The sequence below is a fragment of the Telluria sp. LT2P34 genome (assembly GCF_059685915.1).
Genome location: NZ_JCASIN010000003.1, coordinates 414,934 through 433,648, shown reverse-complemented (window position 1 = coordinate 433,648; position 18,715 = coordinate 414,934). Strand labels below are relative to the sequence as shown.

General features: G+C 65.9%; 11 protein-coding genes and 1 rRNA gene. 3 read left to right on the top strand and 9 right to left on the bottom strand.

All coding sequences use genetic code 11. The features are described from left to right. The 5 genes from AC56KZ_RS12525 to AC56KZ_RS12505 all read right to left on the bottom strand — a co-directional run. Positions 1-466, bottom strand: a 16S ribosomal RNA gene (locus AC56KZ_RS12525); the annotation flags it as partial. Positions 467-903: 437 nt separating this feature from the next. Then, positions 904-3,288 (bottom strand): glycoside hydrolase family 31 protein, encoded by a 2,385-nt coding sequence (locus AC56KZ_RS12520; RefSeq protein WP_497162492.1) that lies wholly within the window; start codon positions 3,286-3,288, stop codon positions 904-906. Positions 3,289-3,294: 6 nt separating this feature from the next. Then, positions 3,295-4,899 carry a phytoene desaturase family protein gene (locus AC56KZ_RS12515; RefSeq protein ID WP_497162491.1) on the bottom strand — a complete coding sequence of 535 codons (1,605 nt, stop codon included), beginning with the start codon at positions 4,897-4,899 and terminating at the stop codon, positions 3,295-3,297. A gap of 79 nt (positions 4,900-4,978) precedes the next feature. Continuing rightward, on the bottom strand, positions 4,979-6,295 hold the full coding sequence (locus AC56KZ_RS12510; protein ID WP_497162490.1) for an MFS transporter: 1,317 nt from the start codon (positions 6,293-6,295) through the stop codon (positions 4,979-4,981). Positions 6,296-6,306: 11 nt separating this feature from the next. Then, a complete protein-coding gene (locus AC56KZ_RS12505) occupies positions 6,307-8,028 on the bottom strand; it encodes a hypothetical protein (RefSeq protein WP_497162489.1) in 1,722 nt (573 codons plus the stop codon). Positions 8,029-8,182: 154 nt separating this feature from the next. Between AC56KZ_RS12505 and AC56KZ_RS12500 the strand changes: the two genes are divergently transcribed. Both AC56KZ_RS12500 and eutC read left to right on the top strand, forming a co-directional pair. Beyond that, on the top strand, positions 8,183-9,574 hold the full coding sequence (locus tag AC56KZ_RS12500; RefSeq protein ID WP_497162488.1) for an ethanolamine ammonia-lyase subunit EutB: 1,392 nt from the start codon (positions 8,183-8,185) through the stop codon (positions 9,572-9,574). 9 nt (positions 9,575-9,583) lie between these two features. After that, on the top strand, positions 9,584-10,381 hold the full coding sequence (gene eutC / locus AC56KZ_RS12495; RefSeq protein ID WP_497162487.1) for an ethanolamine ammonia-lyase subunit EutC: 798 nt from the start codon (positions 9,584-9,586) through the stop codon (positions 10,379-10,381). Between the two features lie 16 nt (positions 10,382-10,397). Here the strand turns inward: eutC and AC56KZ_RS12490 are convergent, their stop codons facing one another. Further along, complete coding sequence (locus AC56KZ_RS12490; RefSeq protein ID WP_497162486.1) at positions 10,398-11,843, bottom strand: NAD-dependent succinate-semialdehyde dehydrogenase; 1,446 nt, start codon at positions 11,841-11,843, stop codon at positions 10,398-10,400. Between the two features lie 83 nt (positions 11,844-11,926). Continuing rightward, the gene (locus AC56KZ_RS12485; protein WP_497162485.1) at positions 11,927-13,261 is read right to left on the bottom strand and encodes a VWA domain-containing protein; all 1,335 of its coding nucleotides are present in this window, start codon (positions 13,259-13,261) and stop codon (positions 11,927-11,929) included. Between the two features lie 142 nt (positions 13,262-13,403). Between AC56KZ_RS12485 and zwf the strand changes: the two genes are divergently transcribed. Continuing rightward, positions 13,404-14,870, top strand: a complete 1,467-nt coding sequence (gene zwf / locus AC56KZ_RS12480; RefSeq protein ID WP_497162484.1) for a glucose-6-phosphate dehydrogenase — start codon at positions 13,404-13,406, stop codon at positions 14,868-14,870. A 7-nt stretch (positions 14,871-14,877) separates the two neighbouring features. Here zwf and AC56KZ_RS12475 read toward each other — a convergent pair whose 3' ends face one another. Together AC56KZ_RS12475 and AC56KZ_RS12470 are read right to left on the bottom strand one after the other, a co-directional pair. After that, complete coding sequence (locus AC56KZ_RS12475) at positions 14,878-17,796, bottom strand: TonB-dependent receptor domain-containing protein (protein ID WP_497162483.1); 2,919 nt, start codon at positions 17,794-17,796, stop codon at positions 14,878-14,880. A gap of 225 nt (positions 17,797-18,021) precedes the next feature. Continuing rightward, a complete protein-coding gene (locus AC56KZ_RS12470; RefSeq protein ID WP_497162482.1) occupies positions 18,022-18,711 on the bottom strand; it encodes an SOS response-associated peptidase in 690 nt (229 codons plus the stop codon). Positions 18,712-18,715: the final 4 nt, after the last annotated feature.

Below are 18,715 nucleotides of genomic sequence, written 5' to 3'. Positions count from 1 at the left end.
GGAAGGTATTAACCTCCACCGTTTCTTCCCTGACAAAAGAGCTTTACAACCCGAAGGCCTTCTTCACTCACGCGGCATTGCTGGATCAGGCTTGCGCCCATTGTCCAAAATTCCCCACTGCTGCCTCCCGTAGGAGTCTGGACCGTGTCTCAGTTCCAGTGTGGCTGGTCGTCCTCTCAGACCAGCTACTGATCGAAGCCTTGGTAGGCCTTTACCCTACCAACTAGCTAATCAGATATCGGCCGCTCCAGGAGCACAAGGCCTTGCGGTCCCCTGCTTTCATCCTTGGATCGTATGCGGTATTAGCGTAACTTTCGCTACGTTATCCCCCACTCTTGGGTACGTTCCGATATATTACTCACCCGTTCGCCACTCGCCGCCAGGTTGCCCCGCGCTGCCGTTCGACTTGCATGTGTAAAGCATGCCGCCAGCGTTCAATCTGAGCCAGGATCAAACTCTTCAGTTTAATCTCTGTTTAATAGACACTTTCGTGTCTCCGTCCTTGCGGACGGGTCGCTCACTCGATACTGACCGTCATCCCATTGCTGAGACAACGCTTAATACTTTTGTGAACATTTGATAATTTAAGTAATCAAGGACCGAAGTCCCTGGCACCTTCATCAAACGCCCACACTTATCGACTGTTAATTTTTAAAGAACTGTATTCGGTACTGCCTTGCTGTGTTCTGAGAAGCGTTTTGTTCGTCAGCAGCAGAGAGATGAGATTATGCAGTGTTTCGCGATACTCGTCAACCTCTTTTTTGTTGCACCTCACTGCGCATATTGCACTTACGACATACCAACATCTTGATTTCGTTGGTCTTTCGCAGTGCTCACTGCAGCGGGAGGCGAATTATAGCGAAGCCCGGCGCTGGTTTGCAAGTCTCATTTTTGCAACATACCTTAAAGGGAAATGGCAATCCTGGCGTCCTGCCGCCTGCGCGCCGGCACCCTTACCTCCAGCAGCTTGCGGCGCGCATGCCAGTGAACAGCGACCGGGCGACCGTCGATCGAGACCGCACGCGGCTTGCCGGACACGTTGTGGACTTTCAAGCTGAAGCCACGCGCGGCCGGCGCAAGCGCCTTGCCGGTCTCGGTGGCGAAACCGATCTCGAGCCTGCTGCCCTCGTACTTGCTGGCAAACCGCACGATCTCGTACTTGCCCTGCTCATACGCGGCCGCAGTCTCACCATCGTCGTCGTACACCTTGCCGCTTGACGCCGCCACGGAAGCATCATGGTAATAGTGCAGGTCCAGCTGGCGCCCCGTATAGTCGCGCGTGCTCTGCACCACCTTCGCCATGGGCACGAAAGCGCCGGCGCGCACGAACACGGGGATCCGCGCTTCTTCGGGTTTCACTACCTCGAGCACGCCGCCACGATGGACGGCGTCGGTATGGAAGTCGAACCAAACGCTGCCGGCCTGCGGGAACATCACTTCCTGGCGCGTTGTGCCTGGCTCCACGATCGGTGCGACCAGGAAGTCCGGGCCCCACAGGTAGGTCCCGGCGCGCTCGCCGTGTGCGGGCTCGGCGAACATCAGTGGACGCATCAGTGGCATGCCGGTGCGGCTGTTGTCGAATGCGATTGTGTAGTTATAGGGTAGCATCGCATAGCGCAGCCTCACCGCCTTGCGTGCCAGCGACTTGGCGCGCGCCGAACGGAACACGGGTTCGGGCGCAACCTCGTCCTGCGCATGCGGACGGAAGACCGGCTGGAACACGCCGTACTGGAGCCAGCGCACATACATTTCGTCATCCAGCACGGCGCCCGCAAAACCGCCCAGGTCCGAATGCATGTAGGCCAGGCCCTGCATGCCCATCTGCAGCGAGATTTCTATTTGCGACTGCAAGCCGCCCCAGCTGCGGCTGACGTCGCCCGACCAGGGGATCATGCCGAAGCGCTGTGAACCCGAGTAACCGGCGCGCATCAGGATGAAGGGCCGCTCCTTCGGAAACTCCTTCTGGTAGCCCTCGGCGATCAGGCGCGCCCAGTCGTGGCCATACACATTGTGCACATGGTTGGCCGGCGCGTTCGCGTGGCGCAGCGCCGCCGGGTGCACTTCCGGTTCGCCCAGGTCGCCCCACCAGCCACTGACGCCGTCCGCCTTCAGCTTTTTATAGATACTCCAGAGCCAGTCGCGCCCTTCCGGCTTGTACAGGTCGATCAGGCCGGTATTCCCGAAATAGAAGTCATAGACAAACGGCTCGCCGCCGGCGTCCAGGGCAAGCGCCTTGCGCGCGACTGCCTCCTGCCAGCGCTTCGACGTGGTCAGCACGAACGGCTCGCTGATGACGACCGTCTTGACCCCCTTCTTCCTGAAGTCCGCGATCATCTTCTCCGCGTTCGGGAAGGTGTCGCGGTCCCAGTCGAGGTTTCCCATCGTGCCCTTGACCTCCTTGCCGAACCAGTACAGGTCGAGCACGACGGCGTCGAGCGGAATTTTCTCGGCGATGAACTTGTCGACCACGGCGCGGGTTTGCGCTTCGCTGCGGTAGCCGAAACGGCTGGCGAAATTACCGAAAGCCCAGCGCGGCGGCAGCGGCTGGCGCCCTGTCAGGCTGGTGTAATGCTCCATCACTTCGTCCCAGCTGTCGCCGGCGACCACCTGGTAGGTCTTGCGTCCGCCGGTCACCTCATAGCGCAGGCTGCCGTCCTTGCGGCTGTCGAAATCGAGCCAGCCGGTGCGCGGATTGTCGAAGTGGATCGCGTACTTTTTCGAGGACAGGACCACCGGAATCGTATAGTTCAGCAGCTCCGAGCGGTTGCCGTAGCCGTAGTGGGCCTTGTTATACAGCTCGAAGCGATGGCCGCGGCGGTTCATGCCGACCGCACGGGCGCCGGCGCCGTAGAGCGCCTCGCCGTCGTCCAGCGCGAACTCGATGGTCTCCAGGTCCTTGCCCGGCAGGTAACCGCGTTTCTCGGCCACCAGCGGCCTGCCCTTGTAGGCATAGCTGATCCGGAACGGCTGGCGTTCGACCGTGACGCTGATGCCGGCGGTGGCGAAGCGCAGGCGCGCGCCCTCGTCCGTCAAGCTGGCCGCAACGCCGGTCGGGGCCAGCACCACGGCGTGCGAACCTGGGACGACGCTTTCGCCTTTCGGGATGAAAGTCGTCTCGACGATCTGGCTCGAGTAGGGTTTGACCAGGTAGCGGCCATCGCTGGTGGCGATCTCGAGCGTGTTGCCGGTAAGTTGGATGCCCTGCAGCTGGCGCTCGGCGTTTTGCGCGGCGGCGTGCGGCAGCATGGCCAGGCAGCAGGCCAGGCCGAGGATGCTTGTTTTTGTCATGCCGGATTATAACGAGGCGCGGCGTCCGACATCGCGCAGCACTTCACGTGCCGCATTGTGCCCAGGCGCCCCGGTGACGCCGCCGCCCGGATGGGTGCCGGAGCCGCAGGTGTACAAGCCTGCGATCGGGCCACGGTAATCCGCGTGACCCAGCATCGGGCGCGCGGAGAACAACTGGTCGAGCCCGAGCGCGCCATGGAAGATATCGCCCCCGACCAGGCCGAAGGTGCGTTCCAGGTCCAGCGGGCTCATGATCTGGCGGCCGAGCACGGAGCGCCGGAAGTTCGGCGCATAGCGGTCGACGGTATCGATCATCAGGTCGGCGACATGCTCGCGATGCGCGTCCCAGCTCGATCCGTCGGGCAACTGGGGCGCGACGTGCTGGCAGAACAGGCTCGCCACGTGCTGGCCAGCCGGCGCCAGGCTCGCGTCGAGGGTCGACGGAATCACCACCTCGACGATCGGTTCGCGCGACCAGCCAAGCGCGCGCGCGTCGTGGTAGGCGCGCTCCATGTACTGCAGGCTGGGGGCGATGATGATGCCGCTGCCGTGGTGCTCCATCGCTTCGCGCCCGGGCAGGCAGCTGAAATCGGGCAGCTCGGACAGCGCCACGTTCATGCGGAAGGTGCCGGAACCGCAGCGCCAGGCCTGCATGCGGCGCAGGAAGTCGGCGGGCAGCGCGGCCGGGTCGACCAGCCGGGTGTAGAGCAGGCGCGGGTTCAGGTTCGACACCACCACGCGGGCGTCGATGCGTTCGCCCGTGGCCGTGACGACACCGGTGGCGCGGCCTTGCGCCAGCAGCACCTCTTTCACCGGACAGCCGGTCCTGATCTCCACGCCCAGCTTTTGCACCGCCGCCGCCATCGCCTGCGTGATCGCGCCCATGCCGCCGATCGCGTGGCCCCAGGCGCCCTTCCTGCCATTGACCTCGCCGAACACATGGTGCAGCAGCACATAGGCCGAGCCGGGCGAATACGGGCTGGCATAGTTGCCCACCACGCTGTCGAAGCCATAGGCCGCCTTGATCGGCGCGCTCTCGAACCAGCCGTCGAGATAGTCGCCGGCCGATTTCGTGAACAGGTCGAGCAGTTCGCGCTGGGTCGCGACCGACAGCTTGCGCATGCGGTTGCCCAGCCTGCCGGCCTTGATCAGTTCGGGCAGCGCCGCCAGCCAGTTGCCCTGCACCCGGTTCGGCGGCGTCTGCAGCACCAGGTCGCGCAGCAGGTCGGCGGCGGTGTCGAGGTGGGCGTGAAAGGCGTCGAGCCGGTCGGCATCACGCTGCGAGTAACGGGCCACCTCGGCGTAGGTCTTGCCGGCGCCGAGTTTCAGGTAGCGGCTGTCGTCCAGCGGCAGGAAATTCGACAGCGGCCGCTCGACGATGCGCAGGCCTTGCCCGGCGAGGTCCATGTCGGCGATGACCTTGGGGTTGAGCAGCGAGACCGTATAGGCGGCCACCGAATTACGAAAGCCCGGATGGAATTCCTCGGTGACCGCGGCCCCGCCGACGACGCCGCGCGCCTCCAGCAGCGTGACCTTCAGCCCGGCCTTCGCCAGGTAAAACGCGCATACCAGGCCGTTATGGCCGGCGCCGACGATGACGACATCCCGCATCCGCTTCCTCCCTTGAGAACTCATGCATTCTGCGCCAGTCCGGACCGGATTGCACCTCCCAGCATCGCGAGGGTAGCGCTTACTCCAGGGCGCGGTTGCGCGACTCCACATCGACGCACAGGATCGCCAGCGCGCCGACGACCAGCAAGGCGGCCAGCATCGCCAGCGACAGCGTGAACCGGGTCGCCATCACGGGCGCCACGATCAGCGGCGCGAACAGACCGCCGAAACGTGCGACGGCGCCGGCCATGCCCATTCCGCTGGCGCGCAGGTCGGTCGGGTAGACCTCGGGCGTGAACGCGTACAGCGCGCCCCAGGTGCCGAGCAGGGCAAAACTCATCAGGAGGGTCGAGCCCACCACCACCGCGGTCGCGTTACCGAAACTGTAGAACATGCAGCCGATGGCGCTCAGCAGTAGGAAGCCGACCAGAGTCGGTTTGCGGCCCCAGCGCTCGACGCCATACGCCGCCAGCGCGAAGCCCGGCAGCTGCACGACGGCCAGCAGGATCAGGAATTCCTGGCCGCGCATGAAGCCGAAGCCTTCGGCGCTCAATTTCACGGGCAGGTAGACGAAGACGCCGTAGTAGGCAATCGAGATCAGTCCCCAGGCCACGCACAGCGCGATGCTGCGCCGGCGCAGGACGCCGGAAAACAGCGCCGACAGCGGCTTCCTGAGCGCGGCTTCCGGAACCAGCTGCGGGATCGTCACCACGCGCCCGTTCACCTCGGCCACACGCTGCAGCACCACGCGCGCCGCCTCCGATTTGCCGCTGCGAGTGAGGTACATCGGCGACTCGGGCACGAAGAAGCGCAGGACGACACCGATCAGCGCCGGCAGACCGGTCACAAAAAAGATCAGGCGCCAGGCGTCGTTGCCCCAGCCGGTGGCCAGCAGCGCCAGCACGGCGAGCAGGATCGTGCCGACCGCCCAGAACGATTCGAGCAGCACCAGCCAGCGCCCGCGGCGGTCGCTGGGCAGGAATTCCGCCATCATCGTGTAATCCACCGGCAGCGTACCGCCGACGCCAATGCCGGTGGCGAAGCGAAACACCAGCAGCCAGTTGAAATCCGGAGCAAAGGCCGAGGCCACGCCGAAGCAGGCGTCGATCACCACCGCGCCAAGCAGCACCGGACGGCGCCCGATCCGGTCGGCCAGGCGCCCGAACACGAAGGCGCCGACCAGCATCCCGACGAAGAAGAGCGTGCCGGTCTGCAGCGCCTGGGGCATGCCGATGTTGAACGTCTTCGCGATCGACGGCGCCGAGAAGCCGATCGACAGCACCTGCATGGCGTCGGCCATCCAGACCAGGCCGAAAATCATGAACAGGCGATACTGGAACTTCCCCACCCCAGCCAGCCCAATCCCCTGCTCCACCGTCATCGGCGCTGTCGTCATCGTCTCTCCGCTCATAGTCCAAACACCTTCAATACCCCGTCGCTCAAGCCTTCCAGTCCGCGTTTCAAACGCCCGCCTGCGCGCGCGGCGTCGATCGTCTCGTCGTGGATGTAAATGCCATGGCCGCCGTCGAAACGGTCGTACAGCAAATCGGCGTGGCCCTGCAGGTAGGGCAGGAAGGGATTGCAGCGCTGGGTGGAATACGCCACGTCGGCTGAAAACGCCAGGGTCGCGCTTTGCCTGATCAGCTGCCCGCCGTCGGCTTGCCGCACGCGCACGCCGCGCCGGCCCTGCAGCACCAGCGTCACCGGGCCGCGGATCACGACATAGCGCAGTTGCAGGGTCAGCCAGGCATGGAGGCTGCCCAGGCGCCAATGCTGTTCAAGCGCGAGCGGCATGTCGCGGACGCACACCAGGCCGACCAGGGCGCGCGGCTGGAACACCAGGCCAGCACCGGCCGGGACGCGGATCAGCGCCAGTTCGCCCATGCCGCCATCGGCAGCCGAGAGATTGATCGCTTCCTCCGGCCCACGCGTGCGCACGCAGGTCAGCAGGACCATGCCCGACGCCAGGCCGGCCCAGCGGCGCCCTTCGAGCAGCCAGCGGGTCGCCGTCGCCGCAGCCGACGCAGCGCCCTGCAGGTAGCGCGGCAGGACCAGCAATTCTTCATTCGGCCCGAGCGTGATCGTTTGCGAAGCGGCAGAGGGAGAGATCGCCTCGGCCTCGCCCTGGCCCGGCGCCACGCTGTCGAGCCGCAGCGGCGCACGCCGGGTAACCAGCGGCGCCAGCACGAAATACAGGAGCGCGCGCAGCGCGACTTTCAGCGCAAAAGCGCTCAGCAGCAGGCCGGCTGCAACGGAAAGCGCCCACGGCCAGCGGTTGCCGATACGCGAGATCGGGTGGGTGGCGACGGCGTTCTCCATATCGCTGACCAGCTTGCCGAGCGGCTGCACGGCACGCGCCAGCGCTCCCTGGTCGAGCGCAAACCGGCCCGGTCGCGTCGGCAGCGCCATGCGCTCGAGCGCCGCCCGCTGCGCGCCGCAGGCTGCGGCTGCCTGCCGTTCGGCGATTTTGCTCGTGTCGACATCCTCAAGGGACTGTTTCAACATATTCGGCTCGGGCAGACCCAGATCGGTCAGCTTTTCACGGATGAGGACAAGGTTCTCCTTCTCCCGCAGCTTCCGGAGATAAGCCTGGTCGATTCTGATGTGCTCCCTGTGCAGCCGCTCCAGTTCACGCTGCGCCGCCGCGCGGCCCTCGACCATCGCGAGCTGGGCGCGCAGTTGCTGGAGGTAGGCCAGCTCCTGCGTCGCCAGCTCGCGCGCGAGCGCCGTTTCGTAGTGCGAGGACAGGCGCTCGACATACGCCGACGGCCCCGAGCGCAGCAAGGCATAGGGATCGATGTCGGCCGGCGCCAGGTTGCTGCGCAGGTCGGCCACCAGGCTGGCAATGCGCCGGTCCAGCGTGGCGAGCGTGTGCCGCGGTGCCGCATCCAGCTTGGCCGCCAGCTCGGCCCCCTGTCGTTCGCGGTAGCGCGCCACGTCGGTCTGGACCCGGCGCAGCGTTTCCAGGTCGGTACGCGACGTCTTCGCATCGCGCACCGCGTCATAGACGAGCGTGCCGGCCACCAGCACCAGCGCGACCATCAACAGCGACAGCATATAAAAAAAGATGGTCCGAACGAGTGGCTTGATGGCTGGTTGCACGCGGTAGCTGTCGGGTAGTGGGAACAATCAGCCATTCTACCCAAGGAGCAGCCGAGGCACAGCCCAACAGGGTGCACATCCAGGGCCGCGCACGGCAGTGACAAAATGTGGCAGGATCGGAGCACGCGATGCCCAGCGAAGTTTCCGTGACGGACCTGCCCGTGCAGGAGAAAGAGCAGCCATGAGCCAGATCACCCACATCGTCGGCAGCCGGACCTATCGCTTCGCCGGCCTGCGCGAGCTGCTGGCGAAGGCCACGCCCGCGCGCTCGGGCGACTACCTGGCCGGCGTCGCGGCAGGCAGCGCCGAGGAGCGCGTCGCGGCGCAGATGGCGCTGGCCGACCTGCCCCTGACCACTTTCCTGAACGAGGCCGTGGTGCCCTACGAGCACGACGAGGTCACGCGCCTGATCGTCGACAGCCACGACAGCGCCGCCTTCGCGCCGATCCGCCACCTGACCGTCGGCGGCCTGCGCGACTGGCTGCTCGGCGACGCCGCCGACCCGGCGATGCTGAGCCAAGTCGCCATGGGCATCACGCCCGAAATGGCGGCCGCGGTCTCGAAGATCATGCGCATCCAGGACCTGGTGCTGGTGGCCCGCAAATGCCGCGTCGTCACGCGCTTTCGCGGCACCATCGGCCTGCCCGGCACGCTGTCGACGCGCCTGCAGCCGAACCATCCGCTGGACGACGCCTCCGGCATCGCCGCCAGCCTGTTCGACGGCCTGATGTACGGCAGCGGCGACGCCGTCATCGGCATCAACCCGGCCACCGACAACCTGCAGCAGGTGCGCACCTTGCTGCACATGCTGGACGACGTCATCGCCCGCCACGCGATCCCGACCCAGTCCTGCGTGCTGACCCATGTCACCAATACCCTGGCCGCCATCGAAGGCGGCGCACCGGTCGACCTGGTGTTCCAGTCGATTGCCGGCACCGAAGCTGCCAACGCCAGCTTCGGCATCGACCTGGCCATGCTGCGCGAAGCACGCGCGGCCGCGCTGAGCCTGAAACGCGGCACCCTGGGCGAGAACCTCATGTATTTCGAGACCGGCCAGGGCAGCGCGCTCTCCGCCAACGCCAACCAGGGCCTCGACCAGCAGACCTGCGAGGCGCGCGCCTACGCGGTGGCGCGCGCCTTCGAGCCGCTCCTGGTCAACTCCGTGGTCGGCTTCATGGGACCGGAATACCTGTATGACGGCAGGCAGATCATCCGCGCCGGGCTGGAAGACCACTTCTGCGCCAAGCTGCTCGGCCTGCCGATGGGCGTCGACGTCTGTTACACCAACCATGCCGAAGCCGACCAGGACGACATGGACGTGCTGCTGACGATGCTGGGCGCGGCGGGCTGCAGCTTCATCATGGGCGTGCCCGGCGCCGACGACATCATGCTGAACTACCAGACCACGTCCTTCCACGACGCCCTGTATGCACGGCGCATACTCGGACTGCAGCCGGCGCCGGAATTCCATGCCTGGCTGCGCGAGACGGGGATTTTTACGGCCGATGAGCAGGCGACGCTGGGCCGCACGCTGCCGCCGTCCTTCGAGCGCGCGCTGCTGCAGCTTTCATAAGGAGGTCCCGTGTCAGAGATCAGCACCGACCCCTGGCATGCCCTGCGCCGTTTCACCGCGGCCCGCATCGCGCTCGGGCACACGGGTGTGAGCCAGTTGACGCGCACCCAGCTCGACTTCCAGCTGGCCCATGCACAGGCGCGCGACGCCGTGCACCAGGCGCTTGACAGCGGCAGCCTCGCGCACGAGTTGGCGCACAGCTGGCCGGCGCCGTCCTCTCCCCTGTTGCTGCACAGCGCGGCAGCGAACAGAAACGAGTACTTGCAGCGGCCCGACCTCGGGCGCCGGCTCGATGCGCCCTCGCGCGCGCAGCTGCTGGCAAGGCCAGCTGACGGCTGTCGATTCGATGTGTGTATTGTGGTCGCGGACGGCCTGTCGGCCAGCGCCGTAAGCCGGCACGCCGCGCCCTTGCTGGCGGCACTGCGTGCACGGCTGGAACCGGAAAGCTGGGTGCTGGCGCCGCTGGCGATCGTCGAACAGGGTCGCGTGGCGGTCGGCGACGAGGTCGGCGAACTGCTGGGAGCGAAGGTGGTGGTGGTGCTGATCGGCGAGCGGCCGGGCCTGAGTTCGCCCGACAGCATGGGGATGTATCTCACCTGGGCGCCGCGCATCGGCCTGACCGACGAGCGCCGCAACTGCATCTCGAACGTCCGGCCGGCCGGGCTGGGGATCAGCGCCGCCGCGGCCAGGCTGCACTACCTGCTGACCCAGGCGCGCGCGCGGCAGCTGAGCGGCGTCCATCTCAAGGACGAGACGGGCGCCGCGGAGCACATGACGGATACGGGCGGGCGCGCCTTCCTGCTCTAGCGCACCCGCCGCTCCCTCAGACGCCGACCATCGACACCGCCTTGGTGTTCAGGTAGGACTCCATCGCTTCCGGTCCGCCCTCGGTACCGTAGCCCGAATCCTTGATGCCGCCGAAGGGCAGCTCGGCGCTCGGCGTGGCCGGCTGGTTGATCCAAAGCATGCCCACTTCCATGCGGTTCATCAGGAGCTGGGCGTTCTTGATCGAGCGCGTGAAGGCATAGCCGGCCAGGCCGTAAGGCAGGCGGTTGGCTTCCAGGATCGCTTCTTCCAGGCTGTCGAAACCGCGGATGCCGGCCACCGGGCCGAAGGGCTCGTCGTTGAAGATGCTGGCGTCGAGCGGCACGTCGGACAGGATAGTCGGCGCGAAGAAGTTGCCGGTCTCGCCGACGCGATTGCCGCCGGTGGCAAGCGTCGCGCCCCTGGCCTGCGCATCCTCGACGATTTTCGCCATGGCGCTCATCCGGCGCGCATTGGCCAGCGGCCCCAGCGTGGTTCCCTCGATCAGGCCGTCGCCCAGGGTCAGGCCTTCGGCATGCTTGACCAGCGCGCGCGTGAACTCGGCCTTGACGGCGTTGTGCACCAGGAAGCGGGTCGGCGAAATGCAGACCTGGCCGGCATTCCTGAACTTGGCCGCGCCGGCCGCCTTCACGGCCAGCGCCACGTCCGCGTCCTCGGCGATGATCACCGGTGCGTGGCCGCCCAGTTCCATCGTAACGCGTTTCATGTGGGCCCCGGCCAGGCTGGCGAGCTGCTTGCCGACCGGGGTCGAACCGGTGAACGTGACCTTGCGGATGATCGGGTGCGGGATCAGGTAGTTGGAGATTTCGGCAGGATCGCCGAACACCAGGCCGACCACGCCCGGCGGCAGGCCGGCGTCCACGAAACACTGGAGCAGCGCGGCCGGTGAGGCCGGGGTTTCTTCCGGCGCTTTGCAGAGGAAGGAGCAGCCGGTGGCCAGGGCCGCCGACAGCTTGCGCACGATCTGGTTGATCGGGAAATTCCATGGCGTGAAGGCGGCAACCGGGCCGACCGGCTCTTTCAGCACCAGCTGCTGGGCAGCCGGATTGCGCGACGGGACGATGCGGCCATACACGCGCATGCCTTCGGCGGCGAACCAGTCGATGATTTCGGCGCCGGCCAGCGCCTCGCCCTTGGCTTCAACCAGCGGCTTGCCCTGCTCCTGGGTCAGCAGGCGGGCGATGTCGCCGGCGCGCTCGCGCAGCAGGTTCGCGGCGCGGCGCATGAGGGCGGCGCGTTCGGCCGCCGGCACGGCGCGCCAGGTTTCGAAACCCTTCTGGGCGGCGGCGAGCGCGCGATCGAGGTCGGCGATCGAAGCATGGGCGACGCTGCCGATCGGCTGGCCGGTGGCCGGGTTGAGCACGGGGATGGTCTTGCCGCCGGAAGCGTCGAGCCATTCGTTGGCGATCAGGAGGCGGGTGTCGGGGTAGCTGGAAGTCGTCATGGGGCGTCGGTTCCTGGGTTGGGTGAGAGAATGGTGAACATCATAACCTCTGGGCAGACGCCTTGCAGGCGCCCGCCGCCCTCTCAGCCGAGCAAGCCGTGCCCGGCTGCCAGCTTCACCCAGCCGGGATACTCCGTCATCAGCAAGTCGTACAGTTCGGCGTCGGAATGCTCGTCGGGACTGGCGACCGAAAAGAAGTCGGCGTTATCGATCAGCCGGCCATCGAGTTCATCCAGTTTTTCAAGGAAGGGGAAATCGGAGTCGGCAAAATTGGCCAGCTGCTTGCTCTTCGATTTTTTCCCCTTGCCGATACCCATGAACTGCCAGAAGATCGGTTCGCGGCTGGCCCAGCGCAACTGGCGCTCGGTCACAGGCTTGTCGGACGTGGTGCCGTCGGTCACGAACATGACATACACCGGCAAGGGCGCCTTGTGCGGCGTCTTGCGCTCGCCGCCCCCGCTATCCGGGAAATAATGGCGGCGCACCGCTTCCATGGCCGCTCCGTAGCGGGTATCCCATTCGAGCGGATGGCGCTCGATCATCTGGCCGACGTAGCCGGCAAAATTACCCAGCCCCATGGGCGGGCCGCGGTGGACATTCCTGCCAAACAGGAAGACATCGATTTCGCCGTCGTCGTCGAACTGGCAGCCGAGGGCCAGGATACGTTCGGCAAAGCGCTGCACCTGGCCTTTCTTGTACAGGCTGCTCATCGACCCGGAGATGTCGAGCACCAGGCAGACCTTGGCGCGGTGGCTGCCGAGTCCCGCTTTTGCCAGCGACACCCCGGCCGACTTGACCAGGCTGACCAGTTGCGGCGCCGCCTGCTCGACGCGCTTCTCGAGGCTGATGGAAGGCGGGGCTGCCGGCGCTGCCGGGGCTGTCGCCGCGGGCGCGGGCGCAACATCGCCCCCGAAATGCGCCACCAGCGCCGCCAAACCGCCATTGAATCCCTGGCCCACCGCCATGAAGCGCCACTGCCCATCCTTGCGGTAGACCTCGCCCAGCATCACGGCCTGCTCGGCTGCGAAGTCGCGGCCCTCGAAATCGAAACGCGCAAATTCGGCGGTGGCATCGGCGCTGCACAGGCGCAGGTGGCCCGACTGCAGCTGCGACATCCGGCCGCTGCCATCGATGCTGGCCGTGATGACGACCCGGTCGACCGCCTGGGGCAGCCGTCCGAGCTCGAACCTGAACCCGTCCTTGTCGGCGCTGGCGGCGGCCACCCGCACGCCGCCGCAGGGGCTGACGGGCTGGTTGAAGAAGGTCATGTAGGGCTCGCCCACCAGCTTGCCGCCGGCGTCGAGCGCAAAGCAGGCGAAGTCGAGCGCCAGTCCCCGTGCCGACAAACCGGCGTGCAGGACGCCATCCGGCGCCAGGGAGCCCAGGGGCAGCCGCTCCCCTCTCGATAATTGCTTCATGCATCCTCCATGTGGTGGCGATTGCATCAGGATAACTCCGGCGCACGGCAGCGGCCAGGATTTTGATTGCAGACACCCCTTCTGATAGTCTGGCGCACATAGGCGCAGCGCCGCTCTCCCATTTTTTTGGCAAAGGATTCAAATGACGTCCCCTCTGGAACCCGATACCGGCCTCCCCCTCGACATGATCATCTTCGGCGGCATGGGCGACCTGGCCATGCGCAAACTGCTGCCCGCGCTGTACATGGCCTATTTGCACGGTAACCTGTCGCCCTCGACCCGCATCCTCTCCACCGGCCGCCAGGACATCGACCGCGGCGCCTACCTTGCCCATGTCGAAGAACATTCGCGCTCCTTCATCGCCAGCGCCAATTTCAATGCGCAGACCTGGAGCGGCTTCCTGGAACTGCTGGTGTATGTCCGGCTCGACGTGCAGCAGGCCGCCGACTTCAGCGCCCTGGCGCAAGCTTCGCGCGCCGGCGCCCAGCGGGTGTTCTACCTGTCCACCGCGCCGTCCCTGTTCATCGCGATCTGCGACAAGTTGTCGCAAGCGGGACTGGTCGACGCCCATGCCCGGGTCGTGCTGGAAAAGCCGCTGGGGAGGGACCTGGCCTCCGCGGTCGACATCAACGAGGCCGTCGGCAGGCATTTCGCCGAGTCGCAGATCTACCGGATCGACCATTACCTGGGCAAGGAAACGGTGCAGAACCTGATGGTGCTGCGCTTCGGGAATTCGATCCTGGAGCCGCTGTGGCGGGCCCCGAACATTTCCAGCGTCCAGATCACGGTGGCCGAGGAAGTCGGCGTGGGCAGCCGCGCGGGCTTTTACGACAGTACCGGCGCCATGCGCGACATGGTGCAGAACCACTTGCTGCAGTTGCTGTGCATCGTCGCCATGGAGCCGCCCACTTCGCTCTCTCCGGACGCCGTGCGCGACGAAAAGCTGAAGGTGATCCGCTCGCTGCGGCGCTTCCGGCTGGCCGATATCGCGCGCGACACGGTGCGCGGCCAGTACCGGCGCGGGGTCAGCGGCAACCAGGAAGTGCCGGGTTACCTGGAAGAGAGCAACGTGCCGCCGGATTCGAAAACCGAAACCTTCGTCGCCCTGCGCGCGCACGTCGATACCTGGCGCTGGTCGAAGGTGCCGTTCTATCTGCGCACCGGCAAGCGCATGGCGCGCCGCTCCTCGAAGATCGTGATCGAGTTCGCCAATCCTCCCTTCCCCCTGTTCCCGGAGACCCCGGGCGGCGTCGCCAACCGCCTGGTGATCGAACTCCAGCCGGAGGAAGCGATCAAGCTGCAGGTCATGGCCAAGGAACCGGGCAGCGGCATGAAGATGCAGCAGGTCGAGCTGAACCTGGATTTGCAGTCGGCCTTCCAGCAGCGCCGCGCCGAAGCCTACGAACGCCTGCTGATCGACGTGGTGCGCGGACGCCTGACCCATTTCATGCGGCGCGACGAGCTGGAAGCGGCCTGGGAATGGGCCGATCCGATCATCAATGGCTGGGGTACGCTGGACGAAAAGCCGCATGCGTATGCGGCCGGATCGTGGGGGCCGACCGAAGCCTTCGCACTGCTGGCGCGCGACGGCTTCGGCTGGATCGAGTAAGACTAGATCAGAACTTGTACTCCACCGATGCGCGGTAGACCCGGCCCAGCATGTCGGCCATGCTGGTCACGTAACCGCCGCTGTAGATGGTGTTGGCGGTCAGTGGCGGGAATTCTTCCGTGAGGTTGTTTACGCCCAGGCTGATGGTGGTGTTCTTGATGCCCTTGTAGCGCAGGTTCAGGTTGTACTGAGTGTAGGCTTCGACCTTGGTCAGGGTCGAGCCGGCGCGCGGCGTCAGGTCGGTCAGGCCGGTCTGGTGGCGCTGCGACAGCGTTCCGCCCCAGGGCCCGTTGGTGTAGCTGAGCGAGGCCGTGTGCTTCCAGCGCGGGTTCACCTGCGGCATGCCCGCCAGGCCCGAGTTCGGCCCCGCGGCGCCGTAGCGGCCATCGTTGGTAATGATGCCGACGTTCTGCAGCCACACGCCGTCCTTCTCGCCCTGGAATTCGTACTTGTCGTACCAGGTTCCGTCGAGCTGGGCGCTGAAGCTGCCGTAGGCCGTTTTCGGGAAACGATAGCCCACCGCGATGTCGGCGCCGCGGATGCGGGTCTGGCCACGGTTCGCCTGGCTCGCCACGATGTGGTCGATGAGCCCGTTCGGTGCGCGCACGATGTATTCCTCGTACTTGGCCGGATTCTGCTGGACCTCGGCGATCGTCAGCGCGCCCAGCACGTTGCGCAGCTTCAGGCCCCAGTAGTCCACCGTCACCGTCAGGTTCTTGATCGGCTCGTAGGCGAAACCGTAGGAGAAGCCACGCGATTTCTCGGGCTCCAGGAAGTCGTTGTTCGGGGTCTTGGTCCAGTAGTTGGTCAGGACATTGCAGACCTGGTCGCGCGTGTAGCCGGCGACCGGATTGCCGGTGGTGGGCACGGTCGGCTGGGCGCTCGGGCAAAGTACCGGATCGTCCATTTCGAGGGTGCGCACTTCCGGCGTCGGGTTCTGGATGTCCATGATCGACGGCGCGCGGAAACCGGTGGAGACCGAGGAGCGCAGCACCAGCTCGGTGAGCGGCTGCCAGCGCACGGCCAGCTTCGGATTGATTGTGGTCTGCTTCAGGTCGTCGTAATAGTCGGCGCGTACCGAGCCGTTGACGAGGAAGGTGCTGGTCAGCGGCACATCGGCTTCCATCACCAGCGAGGCGATGTCGCGTTTGAGCTTCTTGGCCACGCCCTGTGGGGTTTCGCCCACCAGGTCGCTCTGCACCACGTTGCCGGCCGCGTCGATGTTGTAGCTGCCGTCGGCCCGCTTCAGGACATAGTCGAGCGGCGCATTATGGGTGCGCGCCGAGTCGCGCCGCAGCTCGCCCGACACGGCCAGCATCACGTCGCCGCCGCCCAGGGTCATCACGGGGCGCGACAGGGTCAGGTCGACGCTCTGGTTGTAGGCCTTGTTCAGGCGGTAGGTGTAGTCGAGCGCCTGGATGCTGCGCAGGTATTCCGCGCCGGCGGCGTCCTGCAGGCCGAAGGGATTCAGGGTGCCGTTATTGAAGCCTTCCTGGGCCTTCGTGTACAGGATGTAGCCTTCGCCGACGCGGGTGTCGCGCTTGGACACGCCGTAGTTCACCCCTGCGCGGTAATCCCAGCCCAGGGCGTCGCCCTCGACCGTCAGCACCAGGCGGTCGTTGGTCTGCTCGTCGTTGCGGTAGGCAGGTCCCAGTTCGGCCGGGCCCCACTGGAAGAACAGCGGACGGTTGTTCAGGTTCAGGTTGCTGACCGCGCCAGGCGTCTTCGCCGGGTCGATGAACATGGCCGGCGTATTGCTGCCGGTATTGCTGCCCACAACCTGCACGCCGGGCGTGATCCCCTTGCCCGGATAGAAGCGGCTGGTCGACGGCAGCGTGTAGGTGGTGAATGGGTTGGTCGTTCCCGGCACCTGCATGCCGCGGAATTTCTGTACCGTGAAATTGCTGTGCAAGAGATCGAGGTCGACCTTGACGCCGCCCGACAGGTTCCAGCTGGCGCGGGCCGACATGGTCGTGATCTCGCTGCCGTCGGTCACCGCGGTCCAGTACAGCGGATTGCGCAAGCACCCCGGGGCGTACACCGGCGTCGCGTTCGCGCTCTGGTTGCCCAGTACCGGTACCGAATAAGGCGCGCCGCAGCCGGTCGCGAAGCTCGGGTTGTAATTGGAATTGGCGGCGCGCGTGAAGCCGAAGTTGGCGAACGGGTTCGGATTGCGCGAGTCCGGGGTGATGCCCAGGCCCAGCGTGCGCAGGGTGGCCGGATCGTGCTGCTCGGGACGGTCGTCCTGGAACAGCGCCGATTTTTTCTGGTGGTCGATCGCGATATAGGCGTTGAAGCCGTCGCGGCCCAGGTTGCCGTAGCCGAAGATGGCGCCGATGCTCCTGGTGTCGCCGCCGCCGCTCATCTCGGGCGTGGCGTATTCCGCCTTGATGGTCGCGCCTTCGTAACCGCGCTTGGTCCAGTAGTTCTGGACGCCGCCGATGGCGTCGGCGCCATAGATCGAGGCGGCGCCGCTGCTGAGCGTTTCGATGCGGTCCAGCGCCATCCGCGGAATCACGTTCACCGACACGTACTGGTCCTGCAGCGGCTCGTTCGCCAGGCGCCGGCCGTTGAGCAGGGTCAGCGTGCGCATCGGGCCCAGGCCGCGCAGGTTGGTCACCGGGCCGGCGGCGCCCGTATTCGTGCCCAGCGAGAGCGACTGCGGCTGCTCGAGCACCAGGTCTTTCAGTTCGGTGTGGCCGCGCGCTTCGAGTTCGGTGGCCTTGATGACGGTCAGCGCCGTCGCCCCTTCGTCGGCCGCGCGCCGCAGCAGCGAGCCCGTCACCGCCACCGTCTGCATTTTCTGTTCCGGCTCGGCCGGCGCGGTGCTCTGCGCATAGGCCTGGCCGCTCATCTGGAGTACCGCCAGGCTGACTGCCGAGGCCAGCAAGGCGCGGCGTGGATTGGGGCTGTTATGGGGCTGCATGGGGGGTCTCCTCCGTTATAGGCGTGATCAAGTGTTCACATTTATATTTATCTGGCTAGACCGTACTGTAGATTGGTTGGACCACCGTGGCTACAAAAATATTATTTGCTTATTCAATCAGGCAGCTGGCCCAACCGGTTCACTGGGAGGAAGGGGTAAAACGGCGTCTCGACGCGTTGCAATTTTGCAACGAAGTCAGGCTTGACTGGATCGATAAAGATGGATTCAGAACAGCTCGAGGTTCGGCGATGGAACCACGGCCTTGCGCGGCGCGGGCGGCGCCGGCCAGTCGCGCATCTGCGCCGCCGGGAAATGGCGCAGGAAGCTGCGCGCCATCTCGGTATTTGTGCAGGCGAGCCAGTCGCCGACCTCATCGGGCGAGAGGATGACGAGCGAGCGCTTTTCATCGTCGCGCTTGTGCATGCGGCGCATCAGGGGATGCTCGTCGGCGTTGATGGTGATCTGGGTGAAGGACGCCGCGCCGGCGCCGTCTGCCTGCGGCCACGCGCGCCACAGGCCGGCCACGAAAAACAGCGACTCGTCGCGCATGCCGATTGCGTGGCGCACCGGGCGCCCGCTCTCGTAGCAGGGTTCGTAGAACCAGGCCATCGGGACGGCGCACAGCTGCAGGCGGCGCCAGGCCGGCGCGAACGAACGCCGCTCGCCGAGAGACTCGGCCCTGGCGTTCATGGTGTCGAAGGGTTTGACGTCAGGCGGAATCTCGCGCCGCGGAACCATGCCGTAGCTGGCCAGGCAGGCCTCGAGCCGGCCATCAGGCCGGTTACGCAGGATCGGGGCGGCGTAGTCCTTCCAGGTTCTTCCGGCCAGCGCCAGTTGGCCGGCAGCTCGCTGAAGGCGCCAAGCGTGCCGAAGGCGGCGAGCTCCTCGGGGGTGGGAGGACGGTAGTTGACGCACATGG

What these genes read in the sequence shown, in the direction of transcription:
- AC56KZ_RS12520 (WP_497162492.1), bottom strand. Translation starts at nt 3,288, where the DNA reads ATGACAAAAACAAGCATCCTCGGCCTGGCCTGCTGCCTGGCCATGCTG.
- AC56KZ_RS12515 (WP_497162491.1), bottom strand. Translation starts at nt 4,899, where the DNA reads ATGCGGGATGTCGTCATCGTCGGCGCCGGCCATAACGGCCTGGTATGC.
- AC56KZ_RS12510 (WP_497162490.1), bottom strand. Translation starts at nt 6,295, where the DNA reads ATGACGACAGCGCCGATGACGGTGGAGCAGGGGATTGGGCTGGCTGGG.
- AC56KZ_RS12500 (WP_497162488.1), top strand. Translation starts at nt 8,183, where the DNA reads ATGAGCCAGATCACCCACATCGTCGGCAGCCGGACCTATCGCTTCGCC.
- AC56KZ_RS12490 (WP_497162486.1), bottom strand. Translation starts at nt 11,843, where the DNA reads ATGACGACTTCCAGCTACCCCGACACCCGCCTCCTGATCGCCAACGAA.
- AC56KZ_RS12485 (WP_497162485.1), bottom strand. Translation starts at nt 13,261, where the DNA reads ATGAAGCAATTATCGAGAGGGGAGCGGCTGCCCCTGGGCTCCCTGGCG.
- zwf (WP_497162484.1), top strand. Translation starts at nt 13,404, where the DNA reads ATGACGTCCCCTCTGGAACCCGATACCGGCCTCCCCCTCGACATGATC.
- AC56KZ_RS12475 (WP_497162483.1), bottom strand. Translation starts at nt 17,796, where the DNA reads ATGCAGCCCCATAACAGCCCCAATCCACGCCGCGCCTTGCTGGCCTCG.